Here is a 16,139-nt window from a genome sequence, read left to right as displayed (position 1 = left end):
TCAGCGGATGCCGGGCGGCATTCCGTAGAGGTGCGAGATCGGCAACTTCAGCAGCACCCGGCGGTCGGTGACCATGGCGCGTCGATAGTCGTCCCAGTCCGGATGCTCACCCGCGACGTTGCGATACAGCGCGACGAGCGCTTCGACGGTGTCATCGTGCGGTTCCGCGGCGGGCGGGCTGAGGACGGCGTTGCCGTCGGCGACGGCATAGGACCAGCCGTCGTCGGAGGACACCAGGATCGAAGCGCGCGGGTCGCGGCGCAGATTGCGGGTCTTGGCGCGCGGCTCGGTGATGGAGACTTCGACGACGAGATTGCGTGGGTCGAAGTGATACGTCACGTTGGACAGCTGCGGGCGGCCGTCACGTTTGATGGTCGCGAGCACGCCCAGTGAGTTGCCCGCGATCACCGCCAGCAGTTTGTCGTCGAACACCTGACGGGACATCCCCCGAGCCTACGTCGCTAGCATCGAGAACATGACCCGCTACGCGGCTTTCCTGCGCGGTGTGAACGTGAGCGGAACGACCATGAAGATGGCCGACGTCGCCGCGGCGCTCACCGGCGCCGGCTTCACAGAAGTCAAGACCATCCTGGCCAGCGGCAACGTGTTGCTCGACAGCGGTGCCGCCGCCAAGACGGTGCGCACGAAAGCCGAAGCGGCACTTAGGGATGCGTTCGGGTACGAAGCCTGGGTTCTGGTCTACGACCTCGAGACTCTTCGCGCGATCGCCGACGGCTATCCGTTCGAACGCGAGGTCGAGGGCCATCACTCGTACGTGACGTTCGTCAGCGACGAGAAAGTTCTCGACGAGCTGGCCGATCTGGCCGGCGACGCCGGACCCGACGAGAAGATCGAACGCGGTGACGGCGTCCTGTACTGGCAGGTTCCCAAGTCCTCCACGCTGGACTCGGCCGTCGGTAAGACGATGGGTAAGAAGCGTTACAAATCGTCGACCACCACGCGCAACTTGCGCACTCTGGCGAAGGTACTGAAATGACAACGCAGAAGATCGACGCCAGCCAGCTCGGTGGTGTCTCCGAAACCGCGCTGCTGACCCTCAACGGCCGCGCACATCAGGCGAGCCTGCCCGGCGCGATCCTGCGCGACCCGATGGCCATCAAGGTCGTCGACTCCATCGACTTCGACTTCGACAAGTTCGGCCGCAAGGGCCAGGAGATGGCGCTGCGGTCGCTGGCCGTCGACTCCTGCGCGGTCAGCTATCTGCGCGCGCACCCGCAGGCCACCGTCGTGGCGCTCGCCGAAGGCTTCCAGACCAGCTTCTGGCGGTTGAGCGACGCCATCCCCGATCCCCAATTCCACTGGATGTCGGTGGACCTGCCGCCGGTGATCGAACTGCGCGAGCGCCTGCTTCCGCCGTCTCCGCGAATCACCGCGCTGGCGCAGTCCGCGCTGGACTACAGCTGGATGGACCGGGTCGATACCGCCAACGGGGTGTTCATCACCGCCGAAGGCCTGCTGATGTATCTGCAGCCGAACGAGGCGATGGATCTTATTGCCCAGTGCGCCAAGCGTTTTCCGGGCGGCCAGATGTTCTTCGACGTGCCGCCGGTGTTCGTCAAGAAGCTTGCACCGAAGGGGATGAAGTCCTCGAAGCATTACCGCGTCCCGCCGATGCCGTTCAGCCTGACCACCGTCCAACTGGCCGACCTGGTCAACACGGTGCCGGGGATCACCGCGGTCCACGACATCCCGATGCCGAAAGGCCGCGGCTTCTTCTTCGACAAGGTGTGGCCGGCGATCTGGAACTTCGGCCCGACGAAGCGCTTCCGCGGCTCCTACACCCTGCTGGAATTCGGCTGACGGCTCAGCCGAACGCGTTGTCCAGGTATTGCAGCGCCTCCTGCTTGCCCAATCCCAGCGCTCGCGCGGCTTCCACGTAGGCGTGGGCCGCCGCGGCCATCGCGGCGTCGGCGGGATCGGCGCGGGCCACGAACGTTCCGAAGCGGCCGCGGGTTTCGACGATGCCTGCGGTTTCCAGTTCCCGGTAGGCCCGCGCGACGGTGTTGACGGCCAGATTCAGCTGACCGGCCAGCTCGCGCACCGTCGGCAGTCTGGTGCCGGGCGAAAGGCGCCCGTCCCGGATCCCCTCGATGATCTGTGTTCTGAGCTGATCAAACAGCGGACGCGTGGCCTGCCCGTCGACGCGTAACCAGACCCCCAAATCCGACACATGCTAAGTATCGCCTAGACCGGCTATTTTGGGGGATGTGCGTATCGCGGTGCTGAGTGGGGCGGGGATCTCCGCCGAGAGCGGCGTGCCGACGTTCCGCGACGACAAGACCGGTTTGTGGGCCAAGTACGACCCTTACGAACTGTCGAGCACCGACGGTTGGCAGAACCACCCCGAACGGGTGTGGGCCTGGTATCTGTGGCGACATCACCTCGTGCAGCAGGTCGAACCGAACGAAGGGCATCGCGCGGTGGCGAGCTGGCAGGACTACGCCGAGGTTTCGGTGATCACCCAGAACGTCGACAATCTGCATGAGCGGGCGGGCAGCGGCCCGGTCCACCACCTGCACGGCAGCCTGTTCGAGTTCTGGTGCGACACCTGCGGTTCGCGCTACCACGGTCCGCTGCCGGACATGCCGGAGCCCGAGCTGGAGAAGATGCCACCGCACTGCGAATGCGGCGGGCTGATCCGTCCCGGCATCGTCTGGTTCGGCGAGCAGCTGCCCGACGAGCCGTGGCAGGCCGCCGTTGAAGCGGCGGCCACCTCCGACGTCCTGGTGGTGGTCGGCACGTCCGGGATCGTCTATCCGGCGGCCGGCCTGCCGGATGTGGCGCTGGCCCGTGGAGCCGTCGTCGTGGAGGTCAACCCCGAGCCGACGCCGCTGTCGGCGAATGCGACGCTCACGATTCGGGAGTCGGCCAGCACCGCGTTGCCGACACTGCTTGCGCAGTTGCCCGAATTGTTGAAGAACTAGTTCTTCGTCGCCCGGCCCAAGGCGACCTCGTGCACTGGTAGCGGCACCCACGCCGGGAACTGCGCTTCACGGCGTGCGGTCTCGATGACGAACCCGGCCCCGGAGATCGCAAGCTCGGTGTCGCGGTGGGTGTGGCAGTTGCCTGCGAACCGCGGCCAGATCGTGGCGTCGGCCACCCGCTGCACGTGACCGCGCCATCCGCCTTCGGCGATGTGCTCGAAGTAGCGCAGCTCGCCGCCCGGCTTCAGCACCGAGTTGAGCTGCCGCAGCACCCCCTCGGGATCGGCGACCGAGCACAGCACCAGCGAGCACACCACCGCGTCGAACGGCTCGGCCGCCGGCATGGTCTCGACGGTGGACTCGATCACGGTGACCGGGACCCGGGCCGCCGCGGCAGCTTGTTCGGCCAGCGGCGCGAGGCGGGTCTCGGGCTCGAGCGCGACGACTTCGGTCACCGTGTCGGGGTAGAACTCGAAGTTGCTTCCGGTGCCCGCACCCACCTCCAGGACACGCCCGTGCAGCCCCGCGAGATTCTCTCGGCGGAGCCTGCGCATGGCCTGCGACTCGTGCGCGGACAGCACGGTCCAGAAGCGGGCGAAAAACGGGTTGTCGACGGTCTGCTGTGACATATCTGTGATGTCCTCCCTGCTCAGAGCCACCCTAGTCGCAGGTGGTTTTTGGCCGCACGTGTGACCAACCTGACTTTTGAGTAAGGCACAACCTGACTCGCGAGTAACAATTGCCAGGAAACTCCGAATCGGGGCTCAAAGATTCCTTAATGGTGGCTCATAGAGTCCTGGGTATGTGGATCGACGACACCAGTGCCGATGTCATCAAGATCGATTTCGACGCGCTGTATCACGGTGACTTCCTCGTGGAGGGTGACACCTCCGAGCAGTTCGAGGACAAGCCCCCGCTCGCCAACGCGAGCTAGCGCTCAGCGCCAAACGGCGCCCCACCGATGATGCGGTGACGCGCCGTCCGGAGCTTTGATGTGGGTAGTGCCCGCCTGGGATCAGGCGGGCACTTTTGCGTCTTGGCCGGCGATCATTCCCGCCAACCGTCCGCTGATGATCTCTTCGGCTTCGGAGACGATCCTCGAGATCAGCTCATCGCAGGTCGGGATGTCGTTGATCAAGCCCATCGCGGTGCCGACGGTCCAGATACCGGCATCGATGTCGCCGTCGTCGAACACCTTGCGGCCACGCACACCGGCCACCAAGTCCTTGACGTCTTCGAACTGACCGCCGCCCTTCAGAATCTCCACAACCTCACGTGATACGACGTTGGACGCCACCCGGGCGGTGTTGTGCAGGCTGCGGAAGATCAGCTCGGTGCCGCGCTCGTCGCCGGCGACGATGGCTTCCTTGACGTTCTGGTGAATGCACGACTCCACCGTGCACATGAACCGCGAACCCATGTTGATGCCGTCGGCACCCAGCGCCAGCGCGGCCACCAGGCCGCGGGAATCGGCGAAGCCGCCCGAGGCGATCATCGGGATCTCGATCTTCTCGGCGGCGGCCGGGATCAACACCAGACCTGGGACGTCGTCTTCACCGGGGTGTCCGGCGCACTCGAACCCATCGATGCTGATGCCGTCGACCCCCAGGCTCTGGGCCTTGACCGCATGGCGCACCGATGTGCACTTGTGCAGCACCTTGATGCCGTTGTCGTGGAACATCGGCAGGTGCGGTGCCGGGTTGGATCCGGCGGTCTCCACGATCTTGATCCCGGCGTCGACGATCACCTGGCGGTATTCGTCGTACGGCGGCGGGTTGATGGCCGGCAGGATCGTCAGGTTCACCCCGAACGGCTTGTCGGTCATGTCCCGGGTGCGGGCGATCTCGTTGGCCAGATCCGCCGGGGTCGGCTGCGTGAGCGCGGTGATGAAGCCGAGTCCGCCGGCATTGGCAACGGCGGCAACGAGTTCCGCGCGACCGACCCACTGCATCCCGCCCTGGGCGATCGGGTGCTCGACCCCGAAGGTCTCGGTGAACTTCGTTTTGATCGTCATCGCTTCATCACCTCGGGGCCATGCGGATCGCGCCGTCCAGCCGGATCACCTCACCGTTGAGCATCGGGTTCTCGACGATGTGGACGGCCAGCGCGCCGTACTCGTCGGGATCGCCGAGGCGGGCCGGGTGCGGCACCTGCTGGCCGAGCGAGCGCTGGGCCTCTTCGGGCAGCGAACCCAGCAGCGGGGTCTTGAACAGGCCCGGGGCGATGGTGCACACCCGGATCAGGCTGCGCGACAGGTCGCGTGCGATCGGCAGGGTCATGCCGACCACGCCGCCCTTGGACGCCGAGTAGGCGGCCTGCCCGATCTGGCCGTCGAACGCCGCGACCGAGGCGGTGTTGATGATGACGCCGCGCTCCGCTGAGCCCTTTCCGTCGTCGAGCGGGTCCGTGTTGGCGATCCGCTCGGCGGCCAGGCGCAGGACGTTGAACGTGCCGATCAGATTGACCTCGACGACCTTCTTGAAGCCGTCCAGCGGGAACGGACCGTCCTTGCCCAGGGTCTTGATGGCGTTGCCGATACCTGCGCAGTTGACGTTGATGCGTACCGGGCCGAGCGACTCGGCGATGTCGAGCGCCTTGGTGACGGCCTCTTCGTCGGTGACGTTGGCGGCGACGAACTTGGCCCGCTCCCCCAGCTCGGCGACGACTTCTTCACCCTTGAGGTCGATGACGACCACCGAGGCGCCCGCGTCGAGCAGCCGCTTGGTGGTGGCCAGGCCCAGACCTGAGGCTCCGCCGGTGACGACGGCTACGGCGTCCTTGATCTCCACGAATGGTTTCCTTTCAGATACTTCAGATAGCTCGACCTACTGGTTGGTTGGGGACTATACCCAGTCGCGCAGGACGGCCTCGTTGTCGCCTCCCGGTACGCCGGGCGCGGCCGGGGTGTCGAGTGCGGTCCGGGAGAACCGCGGCGCGGGAGCGGGGAACGTCGAGCCCGCTTCGGTGTAGAAGGTATTGCGCTCGGTGTTGTGCGCTTCGGTGTCGACCTCGGCGAACGACAGCACCGGCGTGCAGCACGCGTCGCTGCCGGCGAACACCGTGGCCCAGTGGTCGCGGTCGTGCTTGCCGAAGGTGTCCGTGAGCACCGCGCGCAGTTCCGGCCAGCGGCTGATGTCGTTCTGGTCGGGCAGGTCGGCGTCCGTGAGCCCGAGCTTTTCGATGAGTTCGGCGTAGAACTGCGGCTCGATCGCGCCGACCGCCACGTACCGCCCGTCGGAACACTCGTAGGTGTCGTAGTAGGGCGCTCCGGTGTCGAGCATGTTGGTGCCGCGCTCGTCGCTCCACATGCCCATGTGGCGGAACGCCCACATCATCTGGGCCAGCACGCTCGAGCCGTCGACCATGGCCGCGTCGATGACCTGCCCCTTGCCGGAACGCTCCCGCTCCCACAGCGCGGACAGGATGCCGACCAGCAGGAACATCGAGCCGCCGCCGAAGTCGCCGGCCAGGTTCAGCGGCGGGACGGGACGTTCGTTGACCCGGCCGACGGCGTGCAGCAGGCCGTTGAGCGAGATGTAGTTGATGTCGTGGCCGGCCTGCTGACTGCGCGGCCCCTGTTGTCCCCACCCGGTCATTCGGCCATAGATCAGGCGCTCGTTGACCTTGGCGCAGTCCTCCGGACCGAGCCCGAGGCGTTCGGTGACACCGGGACGGAATCCCTCGATGAGGACGTCGGCCTTGGCGATCAGACCCAGAACCATGTCGCGGTCCGCTGGGTCCTTCAGGTTGGCGCCGACCGAGCGACGGTTGCGCAGCAGGTAGTCGTTGCTGGGGGTGCCGGTGCCCTTGCCGAGCCGGTCGATGCGGACGACGTCGGCGCCCAGGTCACCGAGGATCATCGCGGCATGTGGGCCGGGTCCGATGCCCGCCAATTCGATGACGCGCAAACCGTGCAATGGTCCGGCCATAGGTGTCTACCCTCCAGTTGATTGATCGCCGCCTTAACTATTTACACCTGGCCCGACCCGTCGTGGGCTGCGCCCCTGCCGGGGCTAAGGTGCAGCCATGACGACCATCGACGCATATACCGGTGTCCCGGAACTGACCGTGTCGCTCGAGCGCGGAGTGTTGTCGGTGACGCTGAACCGGCCCGACAGCCTGAACTCCTTGAACGCGATCATGTTGCGCACGCTGGCCGACGTGTTGGAGCATGCGGCCGACGACGCGGCGGTCCGGGTCGTGCGACTGCGCGGTGCCGGACGTGGGTTCAGCTCCGGCGCGGGCATCAGCGCCGAGGATCAGTCCGCACGCCGGCCGGACACCCCGGACGAGGTGCTGCAGGAGGCGAACCGCGCCGTGCGCGCGATCATCAATCTGCCCAAGCCGGTGGTCTCGGTGGTGCACGGGCCTGCGGCCGGAGTCGGGGTGTCGCTCGCACTGGCCTGCGACATCGTATTGGCCTCGGAGAAGGCGTTTTTCCTGCTGGCGTTCACCAAGATCGGCCTGATGCCCGACGGCGGTGCGTCGGCGTTGGTGGCTGCGTCGATCGGGCGTGCCCGTGCCATGAAGATGGCGCTTCTGGCCGAGCGTATTTCGGCAGCCGACGCGTTCGGCTTCGGTCTGGTCAGCGAGGTGTATCCGGCCGACGAGCTGGAGGCCGGGGTGGCGGCGGTGCTCGACAAGCTGGTGTCCGGTCCCGCGATCGCGTTGCGCAAGACCAAGCAGGCGATCAACGCAGCGACGCTCACCGAGCTCGAGCCGGCGATCGGCCGCGAAAGCGAAGGCCAGCTGATCCTGTTGGCATCCAAAGACTTCCGCGAGGGTACGCGGGCGTTCCAGGAGCACCGCTCGCCAACGTTCACCGACGACTGAGTCGCCCATACTGCACTTGTTGGCGACCTTTCCTGGGCTTTTGCGTTAACAACTGCACTTTGGGCGCGCCGAAAATCGTTGGACGCAGCCCGGACCCGTCGGCGACCATCGAAGGCATGAGTACGCATTACGACGTAGGCAAGCCGGTGAAGACCACCGGCCGCTGGCGCGTGCTTGCACCCTTCCACTACCGCGAGTTCCGGCTGCTCATCACGGCGATGTCGCTGTTCCTGTTCGCCGAAGGTATGTGGACCGTGGTGATGGCCCTGCAGGTCATCGCGCTGGCCGACGATCCCGCCGCGCTGTCCCTGGTGGCCGCCTGCCTGGCCGGCGGCATGCTGGCCTTCATGCTCGTCGGTGGAATCGTCGCCGACCGCGTACCGCAACGCGCGATCATCATCGCCGTCGAGGCCGCCAACGCAGCCGCCACAGGCGCCGTCGCGATCCTCGGCTTACTCGGCGAGCTGCGACTATGGCATATGGCAACGGCCGCAACGGTTCTCGGCATCGGCGCGGCCTTCTTCTTCCCTGCCTACAACGCCTACCTGCCGCGCATCCTGCCTGCCGAACAACTGCTGGCGGCCAACGGTGTCGAAGGCGCGGTCCGGCCGACCCTGCAGCAGGCCGTCGGCCCGGCGGTCGCCGGCGTGCTGGTCGGGCTCACCTTCCCCGCGCTCGGCTCGGTCACGGTGACCGTGTTGATGGTGATCGGACTGATCCTTCTGGTGTCGATGCGCCAAGGCGAGGGCGAGCACATCGTGCTGACCGTCGACCGCGAAAAGCCGCACGCGCTAACCGATCTCAGGGACGGCTTACGGTTCGTCCTGCACACCCGATGGTTGCGCTGGACGCTGCTGTTCGCCTGCACGTGGGTGTTTTTGGCGATGGGCCCGATCGAGGTGCTGCTGCCGTTCATCGCCCACAACCGGTTCGAGCACGGTGAGCAGGTGTACGGATTGATGCTCGCCGCGTTCGGAGTGGGCAGTGCGATCGGCGCCGTGGTGGTGTCGTCACGACCACTGCCTCGTCGCTACCTCACGGTGATGATGACGATGTGGGGTGCGGGGTCGCTGCCGTTCGTGATCGTCGGGGTGACGTCCTCGCTGCCGCTGATCCTGATCTCGTTGTTCGTCATCGGGCTCGGCGAGGGGGCCGGCGTCATCTGGGGCACGTTGCTGCAGCGGCGGGTACCGCCGGAGATGCTGGGCCGGGTGTCGAGCCTGGACTTCTTCGTCTCGCTGGCGTTCATGCCGGTGTCGATGGCGGTCGCGGGCCCGCTGTCGAAAGTGGTTCCGGTGGAACTCATCTTCGCGGTGACGGGTATAGCGCCGGTACTACTGGCCGCGGTGGCGCTCGTCGCGGCGCGGATGCCGCGCGACGAGATCGCCCACCCGCTGCGCTAACGCCAGACGCCGAACATCGGCGGCAGTGCCAACACCATGATCAAACCCCAGACCACGTGGGTCAGCACAGGTGCCAGCACTCCGCCGGTGGCTCGGCGTTCCAGGGCGCACACCGTGCCAAGGATGATCGCGGCGAAGCCGAGCATCCAGTTGCCGCTGGCACACGTCGCGATGGTGTAGAGCACCGTCGAGATCACCACCGGATGGAAGGCACCCAGTGCGGTGTACAGCGCGCCGCGAAAGAACATCTCCTCGGCCAAGCCGTTCACCAGGGTGATCACGACGATCAGCAACAAGCTGCCGTGGTTGGCGTACTCCAGCACGCGAGTGATCGCTTCGGCTACCGGCGGGATCTCCCGGGTCACCAGCCCGCCGAGCACAAAGACGCCGCCGAGCAGCAATCCGATCGCGAGCCCGGTGATGACCGGGCGCTGGTTACGGCCGCGCCAGCGGATACACCCAAGGTGCACCGGGCCCGATGCCCGCGCGCCGAACGCCCACGTCGCCGCCAGCGCCATCGTCAGCCAGTAGAACGCCGCATCGCCGGGCCTGCGGGTCAGCGACAGGCCGAGCAGCGCCGCCCCCAGAACCAGCACCACACACACGGCGATGCGCCGCCGGCGGATCGCCGACGGCCACTCCTGATGTGGTACAGCAACATTGGAGGCTACCGATCGAAGCTCAGCCAGCACCGTCATAACATGCGAACTTTCGCCAGCAATAGATCCAGGCCGGTCCGCAGCACCCCGGCCAGCGGCCCGGGCACCGAGTTCAGCAGGCGCAGCGCGGGGCGCGCCACCCCGGGCGTCACCGTGGCTGCCATGCGCCGCAGTTGCAGTGCGTCTCCACCGGCCCACGCTGGATCACTGTCGGCCAGATGATGCGGGTCGGCCAGTCGGTCGACCGGACGCGGCGGTGGGCTGGCCACCGCGGCGGCGACAGCGTCCTCGATGGTGGTGAGCCCACCGGGCGGGTCCGGGACATGATCACGTAAGACAGTGTCCGAGGCCGTCATCGGATGGTCCAGCGATTCGATGAGATCGGCGGCCAATCCGCTGGGCACCGGTACGGCGGCGCCGGCCACCCGGCCGACGACTGCCTGCGGCAGGATGTCGCGGACCGGTAGCCCGGCCCGCAGTTCACCCGCCGCGTCGATATAGGTCTGCAGCAGCTCGCCATAGGTCACGACGTCGGGCCCGACGATGTCGTACGACCCCGCCGGCACAACCGCCGGATCGGCCGCGGCAAGCAGGTAGTACAGCACGTCGCTGATCGAGATCGGCTCGATGTCGTGGTCGGCCCACGGCGGCAACGGAATCACCCAGAACCGGTCGCCGACGTAGCGGACCATCTCGAACGACGTCGAGCCCGCGCCGATGATCACCGCCGCTCCGAGCCAGACCAGTTCGGCGCCGCCTTCGACGGCCAGCGCCGCCGCGACCTCGGCCCGGCCGGCCAGATGCTCGGACAGCGTGTCGTCGTCAGGCACGAACCCGCCGAGGTACACGATGCGCCCGACCCCGGCGGCCGCTGCGGCCTTGCCCACGTTCGCCGCGGCGGCGTTGTCACGTTCGCGGAAGCCGGGCTGGCCGATCGCATGCACCAGGTAGTAGATGACATCGATCGGCCCGGAGACTGCGAGCGCCGTCTCGACCGAGGTCGGATCGTCGGCATCGAACACGACGGCCGTCACCCGGTCGCACCAGCCGAACCGGCCGAGTTTCTCCGGGTTGCGGGTCGCGGCGACGACCTCGTGACCGTCGTCGAGCAGACGCGCCACCAGCCGGGAACCGACGTATCCGGTGGCACCGGTGACCAGGATCCGCTTCGAGTTCACGCTAGGACTTATCGGCAGTCTTGCCGCGGCGCAAACCTGACCGCGGTGTGAGATCGATCCCGCCGGCCGCTACGCGGAGTCGTGGTGCAGGTCGATGAGGTGCTCGTAGACCGCGGCGTTCATCCGATTGCCGTCCAGTTCGGCGTCGGACAGGTCGCGGCGCACCTTGGCGGGAACGCCCGCCACCAGCGATCGCGGCGGCACCATCATGCCCTGCGGCACCACCGCGCCTGCGGCGACGATCGATCCCGCGCCGATCACGGCGCCGTTGAGCACGATCGAGCCCATCCCGACCAGCGAACCGTCCTCGACCGTGCAGCCGTGCAGCACGGCGTTGTGCCCGACCGTCACGCCCGCACCGATCTTCACCGGAAACCCCGGGTCGACGTGCACGGTGGAGCCGTCCTGGATATTGCTGCCCTCGCCGACGTCGATCCATTCGGCCTCGGCGCGCAGCGTCGCCGAATACCAGACGCTGGCCCGCGCGGCGAGCCGGACCTGGCCGATCACCGCCGCATTGGGCGCTACCCAGGATTCGGCGTGCAGTTCGGGGCTGTGCCCGCCAACGGACATGATCAGTGGTTCGGCCATGGCCGACATCGTAGGCAGACGCGTTCCGGAGCCCGGCGCCGGGCAGCGCTCTGAACTGCAGCTTCACCAGCCGTTTTGAGACTGAAGCTTTGCTGCCAGTACGATTCGTCGGGGCGCAGCGGTAACGGGGACCCGCATTTCGCCGACTCCACTAGAGACTCGATAAGGAGCCGAAGTGAGCACTCGTACCAAGTCCCTTGGCGTCGCCGCAGCAGTGGCCGCCATCGCAGTCGCGATCCCGACGGCCGTGCAGGCGTATGCCGATCCGACGCCGACCACCACCACCCCGGCCGCCCCGACGACGACAACGTCGGCCTTCCCGGCGGTCGGACCGACCCAGATTCCCGACCCGCAGGGCTCGGGCTGTGACGCCTACAAGAACCGCATCCCGAGCGGCTCCGGCTCGTTCACCAGCATGGGCAATCAGCCGGCGACGGCGGCCATCGCCGCCAACCCGGACCTGAGCACGTTCAGCGCGGCCATCTCCGGCGGCCTCAACCCGGCCGTCAACATCGGCAGCGTGATCGACGGCGGCCCGTACGTGGTGTTCGCGCCGACCAACGATGCCTTCGCCAAGCTCGATGAAGCGACGCTGGCCCAGTTGAAGAGCGACCCGGCGGCACTGACGTCGACGCTGTACTACCACCTGGTGCTCGGCTACCTGGGCCCCGATGATCTGCACGGCAAGATGCCGACGCAGCAGGGCAGCCCGGTGAACGTGACCGGCAAGGGCGGCGACATCAAGGTCAACGACACCGCAAAGCTGGTGTGCGGCTACACAGCTCGCGGCGCGTACATCTACATGATCGACACCGTGCTCAGTCCGGCCGATGCGCCAGCCCCGAACGAGGCGACCAGCACGACGAGCACGACGCCGACCACCACGACATCAGCCCCGGCCGAGTCGACGTCGGCGACTCCGACGACGACCAGCAAGCCCGCGACGGCGTAGTTCAGCCGGTAGCGCCACGCACGAACGTGGCCAGGGCGCGGGCCGGCAGCGTCGACGCCAGCGCCTTGTTGGCGGCCCGTTGCAGTGCCAGCCCATGAGATAGAGCTACTTGGGCGACGCCGAACTCATACGGACTCAGCGTCGATACGATTCCGAGCCGGTCGAAGTGCGTCTCGATCAGCTCACCCAGGCGCTGCCGGTAGGACTCGTAGATGGTCGCGAACTGACCGGCCATCTTGCCGCCGCGCATCGCATACAGCTGAAACTCGGTCGTCAGCAAGCACCAGCTGCTGTCTTCACCCAGCACGCGGTACCGACGCTCTATCGCAGGTGCCAGCTCGTCGGCTGCCTTGATCCGGTCAAGCGCGCGGCTGAGTGTTTCGATCTCGGCGTCCAGATGCCCGCTCAGTAGGGCGAGGAACAGTTCGTCTTTGGACTCGAAGTTCGAGTAGAACGCTCCGCGGGAGAAGCCCGCCTCCTCGGCTATGACATCGATGGGCGCGGCTTCGAAACCCGTGCGACAAAACACCTTTGCCGCCGATTCGATCAGCCGTCGGCGGGTCTCCTCCCGCTGCTCGGCCCGCGACAGTCGGGGCATACGCACTCCTGTTGACAGTGGGCTGACACTTCTGCATTGTGATACACAACTGTATCTGAATGTGGTGATGCATCGGAGGACCAATGGTCGACAATGTCCCGAGCGCCTCCGAGTGGATGACGCAGTGCGAACACCTGCACACCCGCCGTGGCCATCGCGTCGCCTACCGGCGACGCGGCAGCGGACCGAGTGTCCTTCTGCTGCATGGATTCCCGACGTGGTCCTACGACTACGCCGCGGTAGCGACCGACCTGGCCCGCGACCACGACGTAGTCACCGTCGACTTCCTCGGATACGGCGCGTCGGACAAGCCCGCCCCGCACGACTACTCGGTGACCGAATCCGCAGACATCGTCGAGGATCTGATGGCGCACCTGCGGCTGACCTCGGTGGACCTGATCGTCCACGACTACGGCGGAATCGTCGGCCAGGAAATCGCCGACCGCCAACTCGGCGGCCGCCTGCCGTTCACCGTCGACAGCCTCACGATCTTGAACTGCGGCATCGTCTACAGCGCCTATCGGCCGACCCGGCTGCAGAAACTGCTCAACACACCCGTCCTGGGCCGGTTGATCGCCGCGCAGATCTCGGCGACGACACTGCGCAAGGGACTCGCGGCAGTCTGGGGCGACACCAAGCTGACCGACGCCGAGTTCGACGAACTTTGGGAGGGGATTTCCCGGGACAGCGGACACAAGCTGGCGCACTTGCTGATTCGTTACAACACCGAGCGCGCCCGCCACCACCGCCGCTGGGAGGCGGCTCTGGCCGCGTGGGACCGCCCACTTCATCTGGTTTGGGGACTGTCCGACCCGGTATCGGGACAGCATGTGCTGTGGGAAGCGACCCGCCTACTCCCCCAGGCCACGATCACCGAACTCGCCGGCGTCGGCCACTTTCCACAGACCGAAGCTCCGGACGCGGTGGTCGCCGCGCTCCGCAGCAGTTCCTAGCGCGCCTTCCAGACCGGCTGGCGCTTTTCGGCGAAGGCCAGCGGGCCTTCCTTGGCGTCCTCGGACTTCATCAGCGGCCCGATCTCGCGCATGGTGCGAGTCCAGCCGGCTTCGTCGTCGGTGATCACGCCGTCGTCGACACCGACCGCGACGCGCTTGCTGGCCTGCACCGCCAACGGCGCGTTGACGGTGATGCGTTGCGCCAGAGCCAAAGCCGCGTCGACGACGGTGCCGTCGGGCACGACGTCGTTGATCAGGCCCCACTTGAGCGCCTCGGCCGAGGTGATCGGTTCGCCGGTGAACAGCAATTGCATGGCCACTTTGCGCGGCAACTGCTCGACGATGCGGAACACGCCACCCGCCGCGGCGACCAAGCCCCGCTTGACTTCCGGCAACCCGAACTTGGCGCTCTCCTCGGCGACCACCAGGTCGCTGGCCAAGGCCAGTTCGGTCCCCCCGCCCAGCGCGGTGCCGTTGACCGCGGCGATGGTGGGCTTGTCGATGAAGTGCCGGACGTAACCGGCGAAACCCCACTCCGGGTGTTGCGGGTGAAACAGGTTCTCCCGCCGGTAGATCGCCTTCAGGTCGGCCCCGGCGCAGAAAGACTTGTCACCGGAACCGGTGATCACCACCGCCCAGACGTCGGCGTCGTCCTGAGCCTGCTGGAGCAGATCGCCGACGGCGGTGCTGACCGCGCCGTTCACCGCGTTGCGCGCGTCCGGGCGGTTGATGGTGATGAGCAGGACGTTGCCCCGCCGCTCTCCGAGAGCGGCGGGGGCTTGCACGTCGGTCACTACAGCAGCTCGAGGATGGTGGCGTTGGCCTGGCCGCCGCCTTCGCACATGGTCTGCAGACCGTAGCGAATTCCGTTGTCGCGCATGTGATAGAGCAGCGTCGTCATCAGCCGGGCACCGGAGCCGCCGAGCGGATGGCCCAGCGCGATCGCGCCGCCGTTGGGGTTGAGCTTCTTCTCGTCGGCGCCGATCTCCTTGAGCCAGGCCATCGGAACAGGCGCGAACGCCTCGTTGACCTCGAATGCACCGATGTCGTCCACGCTCAGGCCGGACTTGGCGAGTGCCTTCTGGGTGGCCGGGATCGGGCCGCTCAACATCATCACCGGGTCAGAGCCGGCCAGCGTCGCAGTGTGTACCCGCGCGATCGGCTTGAGGCCCAACGACTTTGCCTTCTCCGCCGACATGAACAGCAGCGCGGCCGAGCCGTCGGAGATCTGCGAGGAGTTGCCCGCGTGGATCACGCCGTCCTCGGAGAACGCCGGCTTGAGCTGGCCCATCTTCTCCAGGGTGGTGCCGCGGCGGATGCCCTCATCCTTGAGCACGACGTTTCCTTCGGAATCCTTGATTCCCACGATCTGGTCCTCAAAGGCGCCCGAATCCTGTGCAGCAGCGGCCTTTTCGTGGGAGTCCAGGGAGAACTGGTCGAGATCGGTGCGGCTCAGGCCCCACTTGGTGGCCATCATCTCCGCGCCGATGCCCTGGTTGGGCGTGCGGTCGTAGCGGCTCTTGAACCCGGCCGAGTAGGGGTTCCCGCCGTTGGCCAGCGAGGCGCCCATCGGGGTGCGCGACATCGACTCGACTCCACCGGCGACGACGACGTCGTAGTGCCCGGCCACCACACCGGCGGCGGCGAAGTGCACCGACTGCTGGCTGGAGCCGCACTGGCGGTCGACGGTCACACCGGGTACCGACTCGGGCCAGCCTGCGGTCAGCACCGCGGTCCGCGCGATGTCGAGGGCCTGCTCACCGGCCTGCATGACACATCCCCAAATGACGTCGTCGACGATCTCGGGGTCGATGCCGGCCCGCTGCGCCAGACCGTTGAGTACCTGGGCCGACAGCTCAGCGGGGTGCACACCGGACAGACCACCGTTGCGCTTCCCGACTGGTGAACGTACAGCTTCGACAATTACCGCTTCAGCCATCGGCCTACTCCTTTACGACGGGGTGATCTTTGGATCAAAACACACGCCGTTTGACGACCGTCAAGCGGGTCAACCAACCGTTCGGTCA

20 protein-coding genes are annotated in these 16,139 nt (G+C 66.8%); 8 read left to right on the top strand and 12 right to left on the bottom strand.

Annotation, left to right across the window (positions count from 1 at the left end; translation table 11 throughout):
• Positions 1–444: a PPOX class F420-dependent oxidoreductase gene (locus BST42_RS20705; RefSeq protein ID WP_083121202.1), complete on the bottom strand. Its 444-nt coding sequence runs from the start codon at positions 442–444 to the stop codon at positions 1–3.
• Between the two features lie 31 nt (positions 445–475).
• On the opposite strand from BST42_RS20705, the gene BST42_RS20700 reads away from it, so the two are divergent.
• Together BST42_RS20700 and BST42_RS20695 are read left to right on the top strand one after the other, a co-directional pair.
• The gene (locus tag BST42_RS20700; RefSeq protein ID WP_083121201.1) at positions 476–997 is read left to right on the top strand and encodes a DUF1697 domain-containing protein; all 522 of its coding nucleotides are present in this window, start codon (positions 476–478) and stop codon (positions 995–997) included.
• Entirely contained in the window at positions 994–1,821 is an 828-nt protein-coding gene (locus tag BST42_RS20695) for a class I SAM-dependent methyltransferase (RefSeq protein ID WP_083121200.1), read from the top strand. Before BST42_RS20700 ends, BST42_RS20695 begins: the two co-directional genes overlap by 4 nt.
• 4 nt (positions 1,822–1,825) lie before the next feature.
• On the opposite strand, the gene BST42_RS20690 is transcribed toward BST42_RS20695, so the two are convergent.
• Entirely contained in the window at positions 1,826–2,191 is a 366-nt protein-coding gene (locus BST42_RS20690; protein WP_083121199.1) for an Rv1152 family transcriptional regulator, read from the bottom strand.
• Between the two features lie 37 nt (positions 2,192–2,228).
• Here BST42_RS20690 and BST42_RS20685 point away from each other — a divergent pair, with 37 nt between their 5' ends.
• Complete coding sequence (locus tag BST42_RS20685) at positions 2,229–2,945, top strand: NAD-dependent deacylase (protein ID WP_083121198.1); 717 nt, start codon at positions 2,229–2,231, stop codon at positions 2,943–2,945.
• On the opposite strand, the gene BST42_RS20680 is transcribed toward BST42_RS20685, so the two are convergent.
• A complete protein-coding gene (locus BST42_RS20680; RefSeq protein WP_083121197.1) occupies positions 2,942–3,574 on the bottom strand; it encodes a class I SAM-dependent methyltransferase in 633 nt (210 codons plus the stop codon). The two genes, BST42_RS20685 and BST42_RS20680, sit on opposite strands and share 4 nt — an antisense overlap.
• Positions 3,575–3,747: 173 nt before the next feature.
• Between BST42_RS20680 and BST42_RS30335 the strand changes: the two genes are divergently transcribed.
• The gene (locus BST42_RS30335; RefSeq protein WP_096312721.1) at positions 3,748–3,879 is read left to right on the top strand and encodes a hypothetical protein; all 132 of its coding nucleotides are present in this window, start codon (positions 3,748–3,750) and stop codon (positions 3,877–3,879) included.
• 81 nt (positions 3,880–3,960) lie between these two features.
• Here BST42_RS30335 and BST42_RS20675 read toward each other — a convergent pair whose 3' ends face one another.
• From BST42_RS20675 to BST42_RS20665, 3 genes are read right to left on the bottom strand one after another with little or no spacing between them, the layout of a single operon-like run.
• On the bottom strand, positions 3,961–4,959 hold the full coding sequence (locus BST42_RS20675) for an NAD(P)H-dependent flavin oxidoreductase (protein ID WP_083121196.1): 999 nt from the start codon (positions 4,957–4,959) through the stop codon (positions 3,961–3,963).
• 7 nt (positions 4,960–4,966) lie between these two features.
• The gene (locus tag BST42_RS20670; RefSeq protein WP_083121195.1) at positions 4,967–5,734 is read right to left on the bottom strand and encodes a 3-hydroxyacyl-CoA dehydrogenase; all 768 of its coding nucleotides are present in this window, start codon (positions 5,732–5,734) and stop codon (positions 4,967–4,969) included.
• 54 nt (positions 5,735–5,788) lie between these two features.
• The gene (locus BST42_RS20665) at positions 5,789–6,874 is read right to left on the bottom strand and encodes a CaiB/BaiF CoA transferase family protein (RefSeq protein ID WP_083121194.1); all 1,086 of its coding nucleotides are present in this window, start codon (positions 6,872–6,874) and stop codon (positions 5,789–5,791) included.
• Positions 6,875–6,971: 97 nt separating this feature from the next.
• Between BST42_RS20665 and BST42_RS20660 the strand changes: the two genes are divergently transcribed.
• Both BST42_RS20660 and BST42_RS20655 read left to right on the top strand, forming a co-directional pair.
• Entirely contained in the window at positions 6,972–7,778 is an 807-nt protein-coding gene (locus BST42_RS20660) for an enoyl-CoA hydratase (protein ID WP_083121193.1), read from the top strand.
• Between the two features lie 116 nt (positions 7,779–7,894).
• Complete coding sequence (locus BST42_RS20655; protein WP_083121192.1) at positions 7,895–9,181, top strand: MFS transporter; 1,287 nt, start codon at positions 7,895–7,897, stop codon at positions 9,179–9,181.
• On the opposite strand, the gene BST42_RS20650 is transcribed toward BST42_RS20655, so the two are convergent.
• From BST42_RS20650 to BST42_RS20640, 3 genes are all read right to left on the bottom strand, one after another.
• The gene (locus BST42_RS20650; RefSeq protein WP_083121191.1) at positions 9,178–9,879 is read right to left on the bottom strand and encodes a CPBP family intramembrane glutamic endopeptidase; all 702 of its coding nucleotides are present in this window, start codon (positions 9,877–9,879) and stop codon (positions 9,178–9,180) included. The genes BST42_RS20655 and BST42_RS20650 overlap by 4 nt on opposite strands.
• Positions 9,876–11,018, bottom strand: coding sequence for an NAD(P)H-binding protein (locus BST42_RS20645; RefSeq protein WP_083121190.1), 1,143 nt, complete (start codon positions 11,016–11,018; stop codon positions 9,876–9,878). Before BST42_RS20645 ends, BST42_RS20650 begins: the two co-directional genes overlap by 4 nt.
• Positions 11,019–11,087: 69 nt before the next feature.
• Positions 11,088–11,609, bottom strand: a complete 522-nt coding sequence (locus tag BST42_RS20640) for a gamma carbonic anhydrase family protein (protein WP_083121189.1) — start codon at positions 11,607–11,609, stop codon at positions 11,088–11,090.
• A 175-nt stretch (positions 11,610–11,784) separates the two neighbouring features.
• Here BST42_RS20640 and BST42_RS20635 point away from each other — a divergent pair, with 175 nt between their 5' ends.
• Complete coding sequence (locus tag BST42_RS20635; protein ID WP_083121188.1) at positions 11,785–12,561, top strand: fasciclin domain-containing protein; 777 nt, start codon at positions 11,785–11,787, stop codon at positions 12,559–12,561.
• A 1-nt stretch (position 12,562) separates the two neighbouring features.
• On the opposite strand, the gene BST42_RS20630 is transcribed toward BST42_RS20635, so the two are convergent.
• On the bottom strand, positions 12,563–13,159 hold the full coding sequence (locus BST42_RS20630; protein WP_083121187.1) for a TetR/AcrR family transcriptional regulator: 597 nt from the start codon (positions 13,157–13,159) through the stop codon (positions 12,563–12,565).
• Between the two features lie 83 nt (positions 13,160–13,242).
• On the opposite strand from BST42_RS20630, the gene BST42_RS20625 reads away from it, so the two are divergent.
• Complete coding sequence (locus BST42_RS20625; RefSeq protein WP_083121186.1) at positions 13,243–14,112, top strand: alpha/beta fold hydrolase; 870 nt, start codon at positions 13,243–13,245, stop codon at positions 14,110–14,112.
• Here the strand turns inward: BST42_RS20625 and BST42_RS20620 are convergent.
• Positions 14,109–14,906, bottom strand: a complete 798-nt coding sequence (locus BST42_RS20620; protein WP_083121185.1) for a crotonase/enoyl-CoA hydratase family protein — start codon at positions 14,904–14,906, stop codon at positions 14,109–14,111. The genes BST42_RS20625 and BST42_RS20620 overlap by 4 nt on opposite strands.
• Positions 14,906–16,051: a thiolase family protein gene (locus tag BST42_RS20615; RefSeq protein ID WP_083121184.1), complete on the bottom strand. Its 1,146-nt coding sequence runs from the start codon at positions 16,049–16,051 to the stop codon at positions 14,906–14,908. Before BST42_RS20615 ends, BST42_RS20620 begins: the two co-directional genes overlap by 1 nt.
• Between the last annotated feature and the right edge of the window lie 88 nt (positions 16,052–16,139).

The organism is Mycolicibacterium rhodesiae (genome assembly GCF_002086695.1).
Lineage (GTDB): Bacteria > Actinomycetota > Actinomycetes > Mycobacteriales > Mycobacteriaceae > Mycobacterium > Mycobacterium rhodesiae.
Note: the sequence above shows the minus strand (reverse complement) of the source record. Positions and strands in the feature narration are given on the sequence as shown.